12 protein-coding genes are annotated in these 16,263 nt (G+C 68.2%); 5 read left to right on the top strand and 7 right to left on the bottom strand.

The window, feature by feature from the left end:
• Positions 1–13: 13 nt before the first annotated feature.
• Positions 14–478: a PTS IIA-like nitrogen regulatory protein PtsN gene (gene ptsN / locus GGD82_RS14475; RefSeq protein ID WP_150062875.1), complete on the bottom strand. Its 465-nt coding sequence runs from the start codon at positions 476–478 to the stop codon at positions 14–16.
• A 593-nt stretch (positions 479–1,071) separates the two neighbouring features.
• Here ptsN and GGD82_RS14470 point away from each other — a divergent pair.
• Positions 1,072–1,437: a hypothetical protein gene (locus GGD82_RS14470; protein ID WP_150062876.1), complete on the top strand. Its 366-nt coding sequence runs from the start codon at positions 1,072–1,074 to the stop codon at positions 1,435–1,437.
• 30 nt (positions 1,438–1,467) lie between these two features.
• On the opposite strand, the gene GGD82_RS14465 is transcribed toward GGD82_RS14470, so the two are convergent.
• The 6 genes from GGD82_RS14465 to GGD82_RS14440 all read right to left on the bottom strand — a co-directional run bounded on the left by GGD82_RS14465 (position 1,468) and on the right by GGD82_RS14440 (position 8,071).
• Positions 1,468–2,004, bottom strand: a complete 537-nt coding sequence (locus GGD82_RS14465; protein ID WP_150062877.1) for a TspO/MBR family protein — start codon at positions 2,002–2,004, stop codon at positions 1,468–1,470.
• Positions 2,001–3,194: a geranylgeranyl diphosphate reductase gene (locus tag GGD82_RS14460; RefSeq protein ID WP_311731960.1), complete on the bottom strand. Its 1,194-nt coding sequence runs from the start codon at positions 3,192–3,194 to the stop codon at positions 2,001–2,003. The genes GGD82_RS14465 and GGD82_RS14460 overlap by 4 nt, the downstream gene beginning before the upstream one ends.
• Before the next feature lie 90 nt (positions 3,195–3,284).
• Complete coding sequence (locus GGD82_RS14455; protein ID WP_150062879.1) at positions 3,285–4,733, bottom strand: BCD family MFS transporter; 1,449 nt, start codon at positions 4,731–4,733, stop codon at positions 3,285–3,287.
• Positions 4,730–5,647 (bottom strand): chlorophyll synthase ChlG, encoded by a 918-nt coding sequence (chlG, locus tag GGD82_RS14450; RefSeq protein WP_246163929.1) that lies wholly within the window; start codon positions 5,645–5,647, stop codon positions 4,730–4,732. Before chlG ends, GGD82_RS14455 begins: the two co-directional genes overlap by 4 nt.
• 116 nt (positions 5,648–5,763) lie before the next feature.
• Complete coding sequence (gene ppsR / locus GGD82_RS14445) at positions 5,764–7,203, bottom strand: transcriptional regulator PpsR (RefSeq protein WP_221240799.1); 1,440 nt, start codon at positions 7,201–7,203, stop codon at positions 5,764–5,766.
• 73 nt (positions 7,204–7,276) lie between these two features.
• Entirely contained in the window at positions 7,277–8,071 is a 795-nt protein-coding gene (locus GGD82_RS14440; RefSeq protein ID WP_170284330.1) for a cobalamin B12-binding domain-containing protein, read from the bottom strand.
• Between the two features lie 779 nt (positions 8,072–8,850).
• Between GGD82_RS14440 and bchF the strand changes: the two genes are divergently transcribed.
• From bchF to GGD82_RS14420, 4 genes are all read left to right on the top strand, one after another.
• Complete coding sequence (bchF, locus tag GGD82_RS14435; protein ID WP_150062882.1) at positions 8,851–9,468, top strand: 2-vinyl bacteriochlorophyllide hydratase; 618 nt, start codon at positions 8,851–8,853, stop codon at positions 9,466–9,468.
• A gap of 74 nt (positions 9,469–9,542) precedes the next feature.
• Positions 9,543–10,802: a ferredoxin:protochlorophyllide reductase (ATP-dependent) subunit N gene (locus tag GGD82_RS14430; protein WP_446430593.1), complete on the top strand. Its 1,260-nt coding sequence runs from the start codon at positions 9,543–9,545 to the stop codon at positions 10,800–10,802.
• 4 nt (positions 10,803–10,806) lie between these two features.
• Positions 10,807–12,450, top strand: a complete 1,644-nt coding sequence (gene bchB, locus GGD82_RS14425; RefSeq protein ID WP_150062884.1) for a ferredoxin:protochlorophyllide reductase (ATP-dependent) subunit B — start codon at positions 10,807–10,809, stop codon at positions 12,448–12,450.
• Complete coding sequence (locus GGD82_RS14420; protein ID WP_150062885.1) at positions 12,425–16,204, top strand: magnesium chelatase subunit H; 3,780 nt, start codon at positions 12,425–12,427, stop codon at positions 16,202–16,204. Before bchB ends, GGD82_RS14420 begins: the two co-directional genes overlap by 26 nt.
• Positions 16,205–16,263: the final 59 nt, after the last annotated feature.

Below are 16,263 nucleotides of genomic sequence, written 5' to 3'. Positions count from 1 at the left end.
GTCCCTGGGGCGCTCAAGCCGCCTGACTGGCCCGGCCGGAGATCAGCAGGCCGTACAGGGCCTCGGGCGTCTCGGCCCCGCGCAGTTTCTCGCACATGCCCCGGTCGCGCAGCAGGCGCGACACACGGGCCAGGGCTTTCAGATGGTCCGCCCCCGCGCTTTCCGGCGCCAGCAGCAGGAAAATGAGGTCCACCGGCTGGTCATCGATGGCATCGAAGTTGATCGGCCGGGCTAGGCGCGCAAACACGCCATGCATCGAGGAAACAGAGGCCAGGCGCCCATGCGGGATGGCGATGCCATTGCCGACGCCGGTCGTGCCGAGCCGTTCGCGTTCCAGGAGCACATCAAACACGACCCGCTCGTTCAGGCCGGTCATCTCGGCAGCCCGCCGAGCCATGGCCTGGAGCGCCTGCTTCTTGCTGGTCACCTTGAGCGGCACCATCACGCCCTCGGGCGCAATCAGATCCGAAATATCCATCACTGACCTTTCGCAGACGACGCGTGAACAACGTTCAGGACCAGTCCTTCAGACTGGTGTGCAGAGGGGCACCGATGAGGGTGTGGCGACACGCGCCTGGGCCATGGTCGCGGCCCGGTACGACCCCGGGGCCGCCGAGAGGCTGCCGGGGGGCTGCCGGGGGCGCACACATGTGCCCGCCGTGACGCCAGGCGTCAAGTCCCTCGTTCCGGCGGCGCGGTGCCGCGCGGGTGTCCTCCCTTTTCGGCGCTGGTTTTGTATCGGTTGGAGGATAAATCTCCTTCCTCTGACGGGGGGCCTTCCACCGCACCGTGTGCGATGTGTGCGTCTAAAGGGGCCGTCAACCATTCCCTCAACCTGCGTCGGACGCGTCGTTCATGCAAGCAAAATCAGTACGGACTCAAACTGTTCGCAGGCGTACAAAGTGCGGTCGACGGCCCTTTTTTTGGGGGCTCACGTCGGATTTGCAGGCCTGCGGATGTCTTTGGCATCATAACAGATGCGATACAGGTCCCGGTGCCCCGGGGGGGGCGCGGCCGACTCGTTCCGGGTGAGTTCGAGCGATCGGCGCCATGCAAAGGAGTCACCGCGTCATGGCCCATGACCGCACTGCCGACGCCCCATCCTCGCCGGACCCCGCCTCTCCGGACCCCACATCCCCGGATTGGGTGATGGACGCCGTCCTGCGGCGCGAAGCCGCGCCGGTTCCCTGGCAGGATGCGCTGATCAAGGGCGATCTGGCGGAAACCTGGCTGGGTTCGGTGCGGATCGTGGTGGAGGTGCTGGCCGGCCCGTCGGAGGCTCCGGACCTGCCGGGGGGCTGGCGGGTCGTGCGGGCGTTTTCGACCTACTATCCGGAAGGGGAGGTCGGCACGGCGGCCGTGTCCGACCTGACCCAGCCCCTGGGCCGGGACGCGTTCGACGCGGCCGTGGGGGCGCTGCGAGGCGGGCGCGCCTGATGGCGGCGCCCGTCCGCAGATCCGTTGGTCTCAGCCAGCGGCGACGCCGGGGAAGGGCGCGTTCATCCACACGACGAACGCGTTCAGCGTGAACGCGAACGTCACCCAGCAGATGTACGGCGCCAGAAGCCACGCGCCCAGCCGGCTGCATCGATAGGTCACGACGATCAGCCAGACCACCGACGACCACAGGAACACGTTCTCGATCAGCGACCAGTCCGGCCGTTGCAACACGAAGAACAGATAGCTCCAGCCGATGTTGATGGCCGCGCTGATGAGGTGGACCGTCAACAGCCAGCCCTTGGCGCGCGCCGACGGCCCCCGCTGCCAGGCGATCACGCCGGAGGTGGCCGTGAACAGGTAGATCACGCTCCAGCCGATCGGGAACGCCCAGTCCGGCGGCTGGAACGCCGGTTCATTGAGCGACTGGTACCAGGGGCCGAGGATCGTGAACTGGTCGCCCACCCCGCCGACCACGCCGACGATCAGAAGGGCGACCACAATAGGTTTCCAGATCGGCCCCGGTTGGGGGCGACCTGGGTCGGAGACCGCAGTATCGGTTGTCATGTTGCTTTCACCAGTCCGAGCAGATGCGCCACGTCCTTCAGGAAGATGCGCACGTGTGCCAGCGGGCTCGTCCGGACCAGAGCCTTGTTCATGTACGCTTCCCAGGTCAACCGCTGGACATCGGGATCTTCGCACATGGACACGAAGCGCTCGCGGCGCTTGTCGTTCTTATACCAGAAATTCTGCATCATACCGAGAATCCAGAACACGCGGCCGTGCTCCTTCATGAAGCGCTTGCGGGCGTCCGCAAGATGCACCGCCTTTCCGGTGCGCAGCATGGCATCCACCGCCTCGCCGGCCAGACGGCCGCCGCACATGGCGTAGTAGATGCCTTCGCCCGAGGCCGGGGCCACCACGCCGGCAGCATCGCCGGCCAGCACCACGTCCTTGCCGTTGTCCCATTTCTTCATCGGCTTAAGCGGGATCGGTGCCCCTTCGTAACGCAGGGTCTCGACCTTGTCGAGGCCGGACCGGCGGCGCAGCTCCGCCGTCGCGGCGCGCAGGTCCACGCCCTTCTTCTCGGTGCCCATGCCGATGCTGACGGTGTCGCCGTGCGGGAAGATCCAGCCGTAGAAGTCGGGCGAGATGGTGCCGTCGTAGTACACGTCGCAGCGTTCCGGGTCGTAGCCCGGCGCGGTGCCCGGCTCCGGCGCCTTCACGATCTCGTGGTAGGCGACCACCATCGGCCGCTCTTCGCCGCCCGGAATTTCCTTGCTGGCGATGACGGAACGCGCCCCGTCGGCGCCGATCACGGCCCGGGTGCGGATGCGCTCGGGCGCGGCATCGGTGCCCTGGGGCCTGTAGACCACCACGGCGGTGCCGTCGGTGTCGCGCTCGATACGCTGGTAGGTGCCCACGCGACGGTCGGCACCGGCGGCGGCGGCGCGCTCGCGCAGCCAGGGATCAAACGACTTACGGTCCACCATGCCGACGTAGCCGCTCAGGATCGGCATGTCGATCATGCGCGCGGTCGGGGAGACGATACGCGCGCCCTTGACCGTGCAGACCAGCTTGGACTCGGGGATGGCGAAGTCCTTCATGGCGCGCGGCGGAATGGCGCCGCCACAGGGCTTGATGCGGCTTTCACGGTCCAGCAGAACGACCGAGCGTCCCTTTTGCGCCAGATCCCACGCCGCCGTGGCGCCCGCCGGGCCCCCGCCGACAACCACCACGTCCACGGTATCCACCACGACCAGTCCCCTTTCCGTTCGAATACGTTGTGCCGTTTTGATGCATGAAGCTTCCGCCATCCAGACCCCTAAGCCCGGGAGGCGGCAGGCTCAGGTTCCCAGTTGGTTTTCGGCGACGGAGGCCAGACCGGCGCGCGCGCCGGCGTCGTCCGTCCGGCTCGTTGCCGCGCCGCCGCTGGTGCCGACGCGGGCGGCCAGGACGGCCGCGACGAGGAACAGGACGGCCTCCATCAGGAACACGATACCGTAGGCGTCCGCCATGGCGTCGAAGATCAGGTGTGAGAGGTCGGCCACCAGGGTGCCAACGAAGCTGCCCAGGGCGAAGGCCACGGCCTGCGCTGCGCCCCAGACACCCATGCGGATGCCCTCGCGGTTGGCGGTGCCGGCCCCGGCCAGCCCCATCATGGAACTGACGGCCGCGACGGTGAAGCCGCCGGTCGCCAACCCCATCAGGATCACGTTGAGGCGGAACGGCCAGGTGCCCAGGAATTGGCCGGAGAGCGCCAACCCGCCGAGGGTGAGGGCGGAGGCGATACAGCCGCCGACGGTCCACCACTGCAGGGCCCGGCGGTGGCCGCCGCCCAGCGCGCGGCGGCTGGCCAGGAATCCGACCAGCAGCATGCCGGCCACGGCACCGCCGTGCTGGTTGGCCGTCAATTGCGTGGACTGGCCGACGGTGTAGTCGAAGGCGGCCCCGGCGAAGGGCTCCAGGATCAGGTCCTGCATATTGTAGGCGAACATGGAGACGAACACGAACAGCGCGAACCGGCGGGACTCGGGCTCGTGCCAGACGTCCGCCAGCGTCTCCAGAAAGCCGGGCGTGCCGGCCGAGGCGTCCGCGTCGGGGGCGCCGGTCGGTTCCGCCGTGGCGGCGGCCGTCGGCTTGGGTGTCGGGCGCCGCTCCACGCCCCACAGGGCCGCGACACACACCAGGAACGCCACCGCGCATACGCTGGCCGTCACCCAGACCAGGCGCTCGGGCGAATAGGTGTCGGCGTCGGCGGGCGCGCCGCTGGCCGGGCCCAGGTCGAGCACGGCACCCGCCGTGGCCGAAGCCACGATGAAGCCCACGAACATCATCAGCCACACGATCGTGACGGCCGGGGCGCGGCGCTCCGGTCCGACCTGCTTGGCCAGCAGGGCGAGGAGGTTGGTGCCGCCAGCCCCCACGCCGATGCCGATCACCACATAAGACGCGACGGCGGCGATCAGGCCCAGGGTCGGCTCGGTGCTGATCCAGGCCGTGGACAGGCCGGCGCCGGTGACGCCCAGGGCCAGCAGGCCCATGCCGCCGAGGATCCACGGTGTGCGCCGGCCTCCCACGTCGGAGCCGTGGCCCCAGCGTGGGCGCAGGAACTGAAGCCCCTCCCGCAGCGCGACCAGGGCGCCGGGCACCATCGCGGCCAGGCCCAACTCGACCACCATCACCCGGTTGAAGGTGGAGGTCGTCAGCACGACCATGGCCCCCAGGGCGGCCTGCACCAGCCCCAGCCGGGCGATGGACAGCCAGCTCATGCCCGGGCCGCGTTCGGATGTCATGACAGGGCGCTCGCGATCATGGGATCGAACCGCAGCGCAAAGGCGCTGATCATCATACCGGACACATAGAAGGGCACGCCGATGCCGCTGTAGCCGCGCGCGTTCTTCACCGGGTCCCTCAGGAACCACACCATGAGCAGGCCCTGCACCACCAGCAGGCCGACAATGGCCAGCGCGTGCCAGGGGTGTCCCCAGGACAGCAGGAGGCCGATGACCACCACCTGCGGAAGGGCCATGACCCAGCAGGCCACGCGCGCCGACCCGTCGGCGCCGAGCTGCACCGGCAGCGTCCGCACGCCGAGTTGGGTGTCGCCTTCGATGGCCTTGAAGTCGTTCAGGGTCATGATGCCGTGGGCGCCGATGCCGTACAGAACGGCCAGCGCGATAATGCCCCAGTGCGGTAGGCCCGCGGTCATGATGGCCGCCCCGGTGAACCATGGCAGGCTTTCATAGCACAGGCCCACGGCGCCGTTGCCCCACCAGCCGTTCAGCTTCAACCGGAACGGGGGCATGGAATAGGCCCAGGCCAGCGCGAGCCCGAACAGGCCGGCGTACAGCACCCAGATTCCCAGCACCCAGGCCAGCGCCAGCGACAGGCCGGTCATGATGAAAGACAGATACAGGCCCCAGCGTCCGGGAATCCGCCCGGAGGGGATCGGCCGGTCCGGCTCATTGATGGCGTCGACATGGCGGTCGAACCAGTCGTTGACCACCTGGCTGGTGCCGCAGACCAGGGGACCCGCGAGCAATACACCGCCCAGAATCACCAAAAGGTTGGGTGCGACGGGGTGTCCCGACGACACGATGCCGCAGGTGAAGGCCCACATGGGCGCGAACCACGTGACGGGATGCATCACCTCAAGGATCGCGGACGGCTGGATGCGTTGCATGGGCGGACAGTAGGTGGAGGCCATGGTTGCGTCAATCCAAACTGACACTCACGACTCGCGCCCCGGGACCCGTCGAAATGGGGTCCGAAGGGCCGCCCGAGCCGACTCGGGAGCGCGGGAAGGGGGCGGGGCGACTGCTCTCACGTTGAGTCGTGAGGAGAGAGGTCGCCAAGGTTGTAGCGCCGCAGCTTCACGTACAGACTTTGGCGGCTGAGACCAAGCATCTCGGCGGCGGAGGCGCGGTTGTCGCCGGTCAGCTCCAGGGCCGCCTGGATGCACAGCTTCTCGATCATGTCGTTGGTCTCGCGAATGATCTCCTTCAAAGAGACGCGGCCGACCAGTTCGGTAAGCTGCTCCACCGAGCGCGGCACGGTTACGGCGGCGACTCCGCTTTCCCCGACACCGTCACGCTGCGAGGCGGCGCGCACAATGAAGCCCAGGCATGGCCGGTCGGCGTGCGGGACGGCGACCGCCGAGATTTCCACCGGTGTGCTGGCGCCGACGTCGCCGTGCACCACGGTGGAGAACTGCCGCACCGTCTCCAGCTCCCGCAGGTTGGCGATCAGCGGGGGCATGTCAACGCCCTGGCGCCCAATAAAGCGGCCGAGTGGGCGGCCCCGCACCTGCGCCTCGGTGGCGACCTGCGCATAGTCCAGAAAGGCGGTGTTGGCCGACAGGATGACCCCGTCCAGGTCGGTGACCACGATGCCGTCAGGCGCGCTGTCCACAACGTCCAGCACGCGGGCGCGGGCGTTGGTGACCAGGGTGCCGTCGGTGCCCACGACCCGGGGCGCCAGCCGCACAAGAAACTGTACGGTGCGCTCGAACCGGAACAGCGCCGCCGAAACCATGACCTCGCGTTTGGCGGGCCCCAGCCGCACGATCACGTCCTCGCCGCGTCCAATGGCGCGGACGCTGGCGAGGAGGGTTTCGATGGCGTCGGCGTCCTCGGCCTCGATGCCGTGCGGGAACACCCGGCCGACGAGACTCCGGCCGGTGTCACCGAACACCTCGTGGGCGGTGGGATTCGCCTCAATGATGCGTCGCGAGGCCGAATCGACGAACAGCACCGCCTCCGACGACAGCTTGAACAGCAGCCGGTAGCGGGTTTCCAAGTGGCGTAGACGGTTGTAGTCGCGCTCGACGGTCTGCTGGGCGATCAGCAGCCGCTGCTGCATGGTCGCGACGGAGCGCAGGTCGCGCCCGATCGCCACGACCCGCGTGCCGCCAGATTGATCACCGGTCCCGACTCCCGTTCCGGAGCGCCCGGGCGCCGCGAGCCGGATGGCGGTGTACAGAACCGGGATATCGGCTCCTTCGCCGGCGGGATAGGTGATCTGGCGCCACGCCGTCGGGATGTCGGCCAGGGCGTCGTTGAGCAGAGCGGTCACCTTGGGTCGGCTGTCCTCGCTGACCGTTTCGGCCCAGGGGCGGCCCAGCCAAGCCCCCGCGCCGCCCGCCAGAAAGTCGGGCTTTCCGAACGCGACATCCCGAACAATGCCGGATTCGTCCAGGATCAGCGAGACATCGGCCGATGCCGTAATGACCTTGGCCGCCAAATCGGCGTCGAGGTCTCCCAAGGAGGTTCTTGGCGCGCTGAACTGGTGCACAAATCCCCTCGCCCATGCGGGAGCCCCGATCGGACCCGCATGCTCAGTCTTGCTCCAGGACGCCGACGAGCAGTTCCTCCGCCCGTTCGACCGCCTCCAGAGCGGTTTCAGCCACAGCGTCTGCACCCAAATGGGCGAGGCTTTCCGCCGGACCGCCGCAGGGCGGCCCGACCACGAGAATCCGCGAGCACGGGTTCATCGACGCCCGCCTCAATTGATCGATCAGCGCCGGTAGACCGGTCAGGTGGCATGGCCGCCCGACCCATAAAGCGATGACGGGATAGGCATCTTCGGCGACCAGGGACAGCAGCGTGGCCCGGGACTCGGGAACCAGCGCGTCCGTCACGTCCCAGCCGGCGCGATGAAACATCGCCGAAGCCAGCGACACCCCGAACGGGTGGCGTTCCTCCGGCACCGTCGCCAGCACCATGCGGTGCCCGACGCCATGCAGTTCCTCATCCGGCCCGACGTCCCGTTCCAACTCGTGCAAGATCCATTGCAAACGCCCGAGCGCGACGGTCAGGTCCGAAAAATCATAGGCATCGCTGACCCAGAAGGCCTCCAGCAGGGCGGCCGTCGGTTCCAGCAAGCCATCGCACAGGGCTTCGAAGGACACCCCACGCGCTTCCAGATCGCGCACCACGAGCAACGCCCGGTCCGGGTCGCCGCTCACGATACAGCGCGAGAACGCATCCACCGGCGTCCCGTCGGCGTTCGGCCCTACGCTGCGCCCCAGGTGATCCAGGACCCCGCGAACAATGGCCTGCCCGGCCGACGGGCCATGGCGGTGCGCCAAAACCAGTCGGGGAATGACATCCCCTTCGATGACGCTCGCCAAGGCGCTACCCTCCCGAGCTTGTAACGACCAACGTGGCGCTCCGGTATCGGCGGTGTCGTGGTCCGGACTCCCGGCCGCGCGCGGTCCCCAACCGCGACGCGCCTCCGCGTTTCGGTCATCGCCTGTTCGGTCGACGCCGCGCGGAGCCCAAAACTCCTCTGCCTGATGCCGCGGCCAAGGCCGGGTCAATCCCCGGGGCTCCAGATCGACGGGTAGATCCGCGGTCCAAAACCCCATGCGTATGCTTCGGCGCCCTATTCCGGTCATGACGACGCACCCCTCTCTTGGTCCGGTCCCCGTGTTGTTGGCCAAGCCGCCTATCTTAATCCCACCGTCACCACGATCCCTCCCAGGCTCATGTCCGAGCCCGCGATCGCTGTGCTCACTTTCGTGCATACGGGGGGTGGCGTTGTTCTCCTGGCATCTAACGGATCAATTGACCAAGAAATGCGCGCGCGTGCAACCGGCACGACATCGAACGCTACTCCACCTCAGCCCAGGTGCCGGTGTTTGTCAATAGGAATTGACGTCTTGTTTAGTTGACACGTTCGGCCCGTCCCCATAGAGTCACCGAGGATGGAACGAGAGGAGTCAGGGGGGGGCGCGTCGGCCGGGAGAGCCGGATCCGTGGCCCTAGGGATTTCGTGACGATCCCGTTCCCCGAATAAAAAGAACACGTCTGACGGCGCAGCAGTGCTGGACGCGGGTCTGCTGGACGCGGTTCGTCCATTGACCGCGCATCCGCGTCGGAGGCTCTCAGCAGGAGGGTTGAGACAACCATGTTCACGTTCAACATCGACCGTTTGATCGCAGCTGTGGATCGCTGCCCCTGGTCGGCCCACGCCGGCCTGACGGTGCCCAACAGCGAGAGCTTTCATATCGACACGCCGCGCACGGCAAAGGCGCTCTACACCGATGAAGAGCGCCGTCGCCGCGACGAATCGCCCTGGACCCTGGTGCAGGGGATTTTGGCGCCCGTTCAGTTTGCCGTGTTCCTGTTGAGCCTGTATCTGGTTCTCGACTATCTGGCCAGCGGCGATGGCTACGCCTGGGCGACCGGGTCGATCGTGGCCAAGACGATCGTGCTGTACATTATCATGGTTACTGGCGCGATCTGGGAAAAGGATGTGTTCGGCCGCTATTTGTTTGCGCCGGCGTTCTACTGGGAAGATGTGTTCAGCATGCTCGTGCTGGCGCTCCACACCGCCTACCTGGTGTCGCTGTTCCTGGACCTTCTGAATCCGACGGCGTTGATGGTGCTGGCCCTGTCGGCCTACGCCACCTATGTCATCAACGCCGGACAGTTCGTGCTGAAGTTGCGCGCCGCGCGGCTTCAGCAAAACGCCGCCGACGCCGCGCCCGCGCATGGCGCCAGCGTGGCGGGCGCCGTGAAATGACGTCATCCGCCGCGCATGCCAGCCTTGCCTGTCCGGCTCCCGAGTCGGACGGCGCCGTCCCGGCGGATATCCCAGTGGTTCGGGAGCAAGGTCAACGTGAGGTGTTCTGTGGCCTCACCGGCATCATCTGGCTTCACCGTAAAATCCAGGACGCCTTCTTTCTGATCGTCGGGTCGCGCACCTGCGCCCACCTGATGCAGTCGGCCGCCGGCGTTATGATCTTTGCCGAGCCCCGGTTCGCCACCGCGATCCTGGAGGAACGCGATCTGGCCGGGCTTGCCGACGCCAACGACGAGTTGGACCGAGAGGTGGCGCGCTTGCTGGAGCGCCGCCCGGACATCAAGCTGCTGTTCCTGGTCGGCTCCTGTCCGTCCGAGGTCATCAAGCTGGACCTGTCGCGTGCCGCCGAGCGGCTGTCGCGCGTTCACGCCGGCCGGACCCGGGTTTTGAGCTATTCGGGCAGCGGGCTCGACACCACCTTCACCCAGGGCGAGGACGCCGCGCTGGCCGCGTTGGTGCCCGACATGCCGACGCTTCCGCTCCAAGAGGGGGCCGCCGAGGGGGGCGCCGACTCCGCGACCGACCTGCTGGTCGTGGGGGCGCTGGCCGACGTCGTGGAAGACCAGCTTGGCCGTCTGTTCGCGGCGTTGGGCGTGACGCGCGTGCACTTCCTGCCGCCGCGCAAGGCCGGCGATCTGCCGCCGGTCGGCCCCGGAACCGTGATGCTTCTGGCGCAGCCGTTTCTCGGCGATACCGCGCGCCTGCTGGAAGCGCGCGGTGCCCGACGGCTGTCTGCGCCGTTTCCGTTGGGGGAAGAGGGCACGACCCTCTGGCTCAAGGCGGCGGCGGATGCGTTCGGTGTACCGGCAGACCGGTTCGACTCCGTGACGGAAGCGCCCCGTGCCCGCGCCTGCGCGGCCCTGGCCCGGTTCCGCGGGGAACTGGACGGTCGCCGCCTGTTCCTGTTTCCCGATTCACAGCTTGAGCCGGTGCTGGCCCGCGTGTTGTCGCGCGAGTTGGGCATGGTGCCGGTCGAGGTCGCCACGCCCTATCTGCACCGCGGCCTGATGGGGCCGGAACTCGCGCTGTTGCCGCCGGAGACCCGGCTGGTGGAGGGGCAGGACGTGGACGCCCAACTGGACCGCTGCCGTGCCGAACGGCCCGATCTGACGGTGTGCGGCTTGGGACTTGCGAATCCGCTGGAGGCCGAAGGGCTCACGACCAAGTGGGCGATCGAGCTTGTCTTTACGCCCATTCAGGGATACGAGCAGGCCGGTGATCTGGCCGAGCTTTTCGCCCGGCCGCTCCGGCGCGCCGGGCTGCTGAAGGTCTGAGATTATGCGTCTGTCCGTCTGGACATACGAAGGGCCGCCCCATGTGGGGGCCATTCGCGTCGCCACCGCGATGGAGGGCGTGCATTACGTTCTGCACGCGCCGCAGGGCGATACGTATGCCGATCTGCTGTTCACCATGATCGAACGCCGCCCGGCCCGGCCGGCGGTCAGCTACACGACGTTCCAGGCCCGCGATCTCGGGCGGGACACCGCCGATCTGTTCAAGTCCTCGGCCATCGCCGCTTACGAGCGGTTCCGGCCGGAGGCGCTGCTGGTCGGCTCCTCCTGTACCGCGGAGCTGCTGCAGGACGATCCCGGTGGCTTGGCAAAAACGCTCGGGCTGCCGATCCCGGTCGTGCCGCTCGATCTGCCGTCGTATCAGCGCAAGGAGACCTGGGGCGCGTCGGAGACGTTCTACCACCTGACGCGCGCCATGGCCGGACCGATGGCGCCGGCCGCCGGTGCGGACCGTCCGGCGCGTCCGGAGGGGCAGGCCCCGTCGTGCAACATCCTCGGGCCGGTGGCGCTGGGCTTTCGGCATCGCGATGATGTGTATGAGGTCCGCAGGCTGCTGGAGAGCCTGGGCGTCCAGATCAACGTCGTGGCGCCGATGGGCGCGCGACCGGCCGATTTGGCCCGCCTGGGCGAGGCCGACTTTAATGTCGTGCTGTACCCCGAAGTCGCGGATACCGCCGCCCGCTGGCTGGAGAAGACGTTCCGCCAGCCGCGCACCCACGCGGTGCCGATCGGCGTCGGCGCCACGCGGGACTTCGTGCGCGAGGTGGCCGAACTGGCGGGCCTCGATCCGGAGCCGACTCTGGCGTCTTTGACGCCCCGCTTGCCGTGGTATTCCCGCTCGGTCGACAGCACCTACCTTACCGGTAAGCGCGTCTTCGTGTTCGGGGACGCCACCCACGCCCTCGCCGCCGCGCGGGTGGCGACCGAGGAAATGGGTTTCGAGGTGGTCGGGCTCGGCACCTACGTGCGGGAGTTCGCGCGCGACATCCGCGCCGCCGCCAAGGCCTACGGCGTGGAGCCGGTGATCTCCGACGACTACCTGGAGGTCGAAAGCGCCATCGCCGACCTGCGCCCCGACCTGGTGCTCGGCACCCAGATGGAGCGCCATGTCGCCAAGCGTCTGGGCGTGCCCTGCGCCGTCATCTCGGCGCCCGTGCATGTGCAGGACTTTCCGGCCCGTCACGCCCCGCAGATGGGGGTGGAAGGGGCCAACGTGCTGTTCGACACCTGGGTCCATCCGCTGATGATGGGCTTGGAAGAGCACCTTCTGGGCATGTTCCGGGAGGATTTCGAGTTCCACGGTGACGCCGGGCCCTCCCACCTGGCGTCCGCCTCCGCCGCCCGACCGTCCGCGTCGGGCGCATCACCTGCCTCCGACTCTCCATCCACCGAGTCCGTGGCCGATTCATCCTCGACCGAGTCCGCCTCCATCCCCACCGCCGCCGACTCCGGCGTGGGCGTCGTGGACGCGCCTGTCTGGTCCGCCGACGCCGAGCGCGAACTGCACAAAATTCCGTTCTTCGTTCGGGGTAAGGCCCGCCGCAATACGGAGCGGTACGCCACCGAACGGGGTGTCCCCACGATCACCGTCGAGACCTTGTACGATGCCAAAGCACATTTCAGCCGCTGAGGACGCCCCCATCCGGGTCGTGATCGTCACTCTGGACGGTCACCTGTCTGGCGCGACGGAGCGAGCGGCGCGCACATTGCGCAAGGATCTGCCGGGGCTGCACCTGTCCCTGCACGCCGCCTCCGAATGGGGCGAGGACATGGACGCCCTGGGGCGGTGTTTGCACGACATCGAACGCGGCGACATCATCATCGTCACCATGCTGTTCATGGAGGACCACATCCAGGCGGTCCTGCCGGCGCTGAAGGCGCGGCGCGAACACTGTGACGCCATGATCGGCGCCATGTGCGGCGGCGAGGTCGTGAAGCTGACCAAGCTCGGCCCATTCCGCATGGACGCCAAGCAGGGCGGCGCCATGGCGCTGTTGAAGAAGCTGCGCGGTAGCCTGAAGAAGAAGGACGACAAGGCGTCCGATTCCGGCGCCGGCCAGATGGCCATGCTGCGGCGGATTCCGCAGATCCTGCGCTTCATCCCGGGCAAGGCCCAGGACCTGCGCGCCTATTTCGTGACGCTTCAGTATTGGCTGGCGGGCTCCGAGGAGAACGTGGCCAACATGGTCCGCTTCCTGGTGGACCGCTACGCCGACGGCGAGCGCAAGGCGCTGCGCGGGCAGACCAAGCCCGAGGCGCCGGCGGAATACCCCGAGGTCGGGCTGTACCACCCGCGCATGCCGGAGCGGATCGGCGACAACCCCGCGCACCTGCCGATGCCGGACGGGGCCGTCAAAGGCACCGTCGGCCTGCTGGTCATGCGCTCCTACATCCTGGCCGGCAACACCGCGCATTACGACGCCGTGATCGGCGCGCTCGAGGCCCGTGGCCTGCGGGTCATTCCGGCGTTCTCCAGCGGTTTGGACGCGCGGCCGGCGATCGACACGTTCTTCGTGAAGGGCGAGCGCCCGATCATCGACACCATGCTGTCGCTGACCGGCTTCTCCCTCGTCGGCGGCCCGGCGTATAACGACGCGCGCGCCGCCGAGGACCTGCTGGCGAAGCTCGACCTGCCTTACATGAACGCCCATGCGGTGGAGTTCCAGTCGCTCGACCAGTGGCGCACGTCGGACCGGGGCCTGCTGCCGGTCGAGTCCACCATGATGGTCGCGATTCCGGAGCTGGACGGCGCCACCGCGCCGATGCTGTTCGGCGGCCGCACCGACGATGCCGAGGGCGAGGCCGCCCGCGACATGTTCCCGGAGATGGAACGGGTCGAGGCGCTGGCCGCCCGCGTGGCGCGCACCGTCGCGTTGCGTCGCGCCGAGCGCGCCGAACGCCGGGTGGCCATCGTGCTGTTCAACTTCCCGCCGAACTCCGGCGCGGTGGGCACGGCGGCCTATCTGGCCGTCTTCGAATCGTTGTTCAACACGCTCAAGGCCATGGCGGCCGCCGGGTACCATGTGGAGGTCCCCGAGAGCGTGGACGATCTGCGCGACCGCCTGATCCACGGCAACGCCGCGCAGTACGGCGCCCAGGCCAACGTGTTGACTCGCATGTCCGTCGACGATCACGTCAAGGGCCAGCGTTGGCTGAGCGAGATCGAGGCGCAGTGGGGCCCGGCTCCGGGCCGTCAGCAGAGCGACGGCCAGAGCATCCATGTGCTCGGCGTGCAACTCGGCAACGTGGTCGTGGCGGTCCAGCCCGCCTTCGGGTACGAGGGCGACCCGATGCGGCTGCTGTTTGAAAAGGGCTTCACGCCCACGCACGCCTTCGCCGCGTTCTACCGCTGGATCAGCGCGACCTTTGGCGCGCACGCGGTCATTCACTTCGGCACCCATGGTGCGCTGGAGTTCATGCCCGGCAAGCAGACCGGCCTGTCCGGCAAGTGCTGGCCGGAGCGCCTGATCGGCGATCTGCCGAACTTCTATCTGTACGCGGGCAACAACCCGTCCGAGGGCGCGATCGCCAAGCGGCGGTCCTCGGCCACGCTCATCAGCTACATGACGCCGCCGATCTCGCAGGCCGGCCTGTACAAGGGCCTGGGCGAACTGAAGGGGTCGGTCGAACGCTGGCGCGCGCTGGCGCCGGATGATGCGGCCGAGCGCGCCCGGCTGATGCCGCTGATTCAGACCCAGGCGGCGGAACTCGACCTTGCGGACGAAGAGCCGGCGTGGTCGGAGACCCAGGACGACGCGGCGCTCGACGCCCGCATGGACAGCCTGCGCGTGGCGTTGCAGGAGCTGGAGGAAACCCTGATCCCGCACGGCCTGCACGTCATCGGGCGGACGCCATCAGTCGAGGAGCGGGTCGACCTGCTTCTGGCGCTGGCCGAGGCGACCCGCGACGTCGCGTTGGAGCGGGTGGCGGTCGAGCGGTTGGTGGAGACGGGCAACGCCAAGGAGGCCCTGACCCGGGCGCGCTACGCCGCCGGTCTGGTGGACGAGGACGCGGCCGCCAAGGTCGGCCTCGATATCGCCCTGTTCGAGGAACTGGCCCGGATCGACGGCCTGCTGACGACGGACGCGGAAATCCCCAGCCTGCTGCACGCCCTGGACGGCGGCTTCGTCCGACCGGCCCCGGGCGGTGACCTGCTGCGCACGCCGGCCGTGCTGCCCACCGGACGGAACCTGCACGGGTTCGACCCGTTCCGGCTGCCGTCGGCCTTCGCGGTCAAGGACGGTGCGATGCAGGCCAAGCTGGTGCTCGACCGTCATGTGGCCGAGGGCAACGCGCTGCCCGAGACCATCGCCATCGTGCTGTGGGGCACCGACAACCTGAAGACCGAGGGCGGGCCGATCGGCCAGGCCCTGGCGCTGATGGGTGCCCGCCCACGCTTCGACGGCTACGGCCGCCTGTGCGGGGCGGAGCTGATCCCGCTGCCGGAGCTGGGTCGGCCGCGCGTCGACGTCATCATGACGCTGTCGGGCATCTTCCGGGACCTGCTGCCGTTGCAGACCCGCCTGCTGGCCGAGGCCGCGTTCCTGGCCGCGTCCGCCGAGGACGAGCCGGTCGAGATGAACTTCATTCGCAAGCACGCGGTCGCCTATATGGCGGCGCACGGCTGCGATCTGGAGACGGCGGCGCTGCGGGTGTTCTCCAACGCCGACGGTGCCTATGGCTCCAACGTCAACATGTTGGTGGACTCCGGCGGCTGGACCGAGGAGGACGAACTCGCCGAGACCTACACCCGGCGCAAGTGCTTCGCCTACGGCCGCTCCGGCAGCCCGACCCAGCGGGCGGAGCAGTTGGGCGAAATCCTGTCGGGTGTCGATCTGGCCTATCAGAACCTCGAGTCGATGGAACTCGGCGTCACCACCGTGGACCACTACTTCGATACGCTGGGCGGCATCAGTCGGGCGGTGACCCGGGCCAGGGGCGATGGCGCCCCGGTGCCGGTCTACATCGGCGATCAGACGATGGGCGAAGGCAAGGTTCGCACGCTTGCCGAGCAGGTCGCGCTGGAGACCCGCACCCGCATGCTGAACCCGAAGTGGTATGAGGGTATGCTGGAGCATGGCTACGAAGGCGTGCGCCAGATTGAGGCTGCCATCACCAACACGCTCGGCTGGTCGGCGACCACCGGGCAGGTGGCGCCCTGGGTGTACGACCAGCTCACCGAGACCTTCATGCTCGATGAGGAGATGCGCAAGCGTCTGGCCGAGCTGAACCCGATGGCCTCCGCGCGGGTGGCGAACCGCCTGCTGGAGGCCCACGAGCGCAACTACTGGAGCCCCGACGAGTCCGTGCTTGAGACCCTGCGCAACGCGGGTGAGGAGCTGGAGGACCGTCTGGAAGGTGTGTCGGAGGGCGTCGCCGCCTGACCATGGTCGAAATGGGGTTCGGGGCCCGTGGCGCCGGACCGCGCGGTGTCCTCAAGGGG

The organism is Roseospira marina (assembly GCF_014197855.1).
Lineage (GTDB): Bacteria > Pseudomonadota > Alphaproteobacteria > Rhodospirillales > Rhodospirillaceae > Rhodospira > Rhodospira marina.
This window is presented reverse-complemented; position numbering and strand designations above follow the sequence as displayed.

Coding starts and splice junctions, on each gene's coding strand:
- GGD82_RS14470 (WP_150062876.1), top strand. CDS start 1,072: ATGGCCCATGACCGCACTGCCGACGCCCCATCCTCGCCGGACCCCGCC.
- GGD82_RS14420 (WP_150062885.1), top strand. CDS start 12,425: ATGCCAAAGCACATTTCAGCCGCTGAGGACGCCCCCATCCGGGTCGTG.
- bchF (WP_150062882.1), top strand. CDS start 8,851: ATGTTCACGTTCAACATCGACCGTTTGATCGCAGCTGTGGATCGCTGC.
- GGD82_RS14455 (WP_150062879.1), bottom strand. CDS start 4,733: ATGACATCCGAACGCGGCCCGGGCATGAGCTGGCTGTCCATCGCCCGG.
- bchB (WP_150062884.1), top strand. CDS start 10,807: ATGCGTCTGTCCGTCTGGACATACGAAGGGCCGCCCCATGTGGGGGCC.
- chlG (WP_246163929.1), bottom strand. CDS start 5,647: ATGGCCTCCACCTACTGTCCGCCCATGCAACGCATCCAGCCGTCCGCG.
- ptsN (WP_150062875.1), bottom strand. CDS start 478: ATGGATATTTCGGATCTGATTGCGCCCGAGGGCGTGATGGTGCCGCTC.
- GGD82_RS14465 (WP_150062877.1), bottom strand. CDS start 2,004: ATGACAACCGATACTGCGGTCTCCGACCCAGGTCGCCCCCAACCGGGG.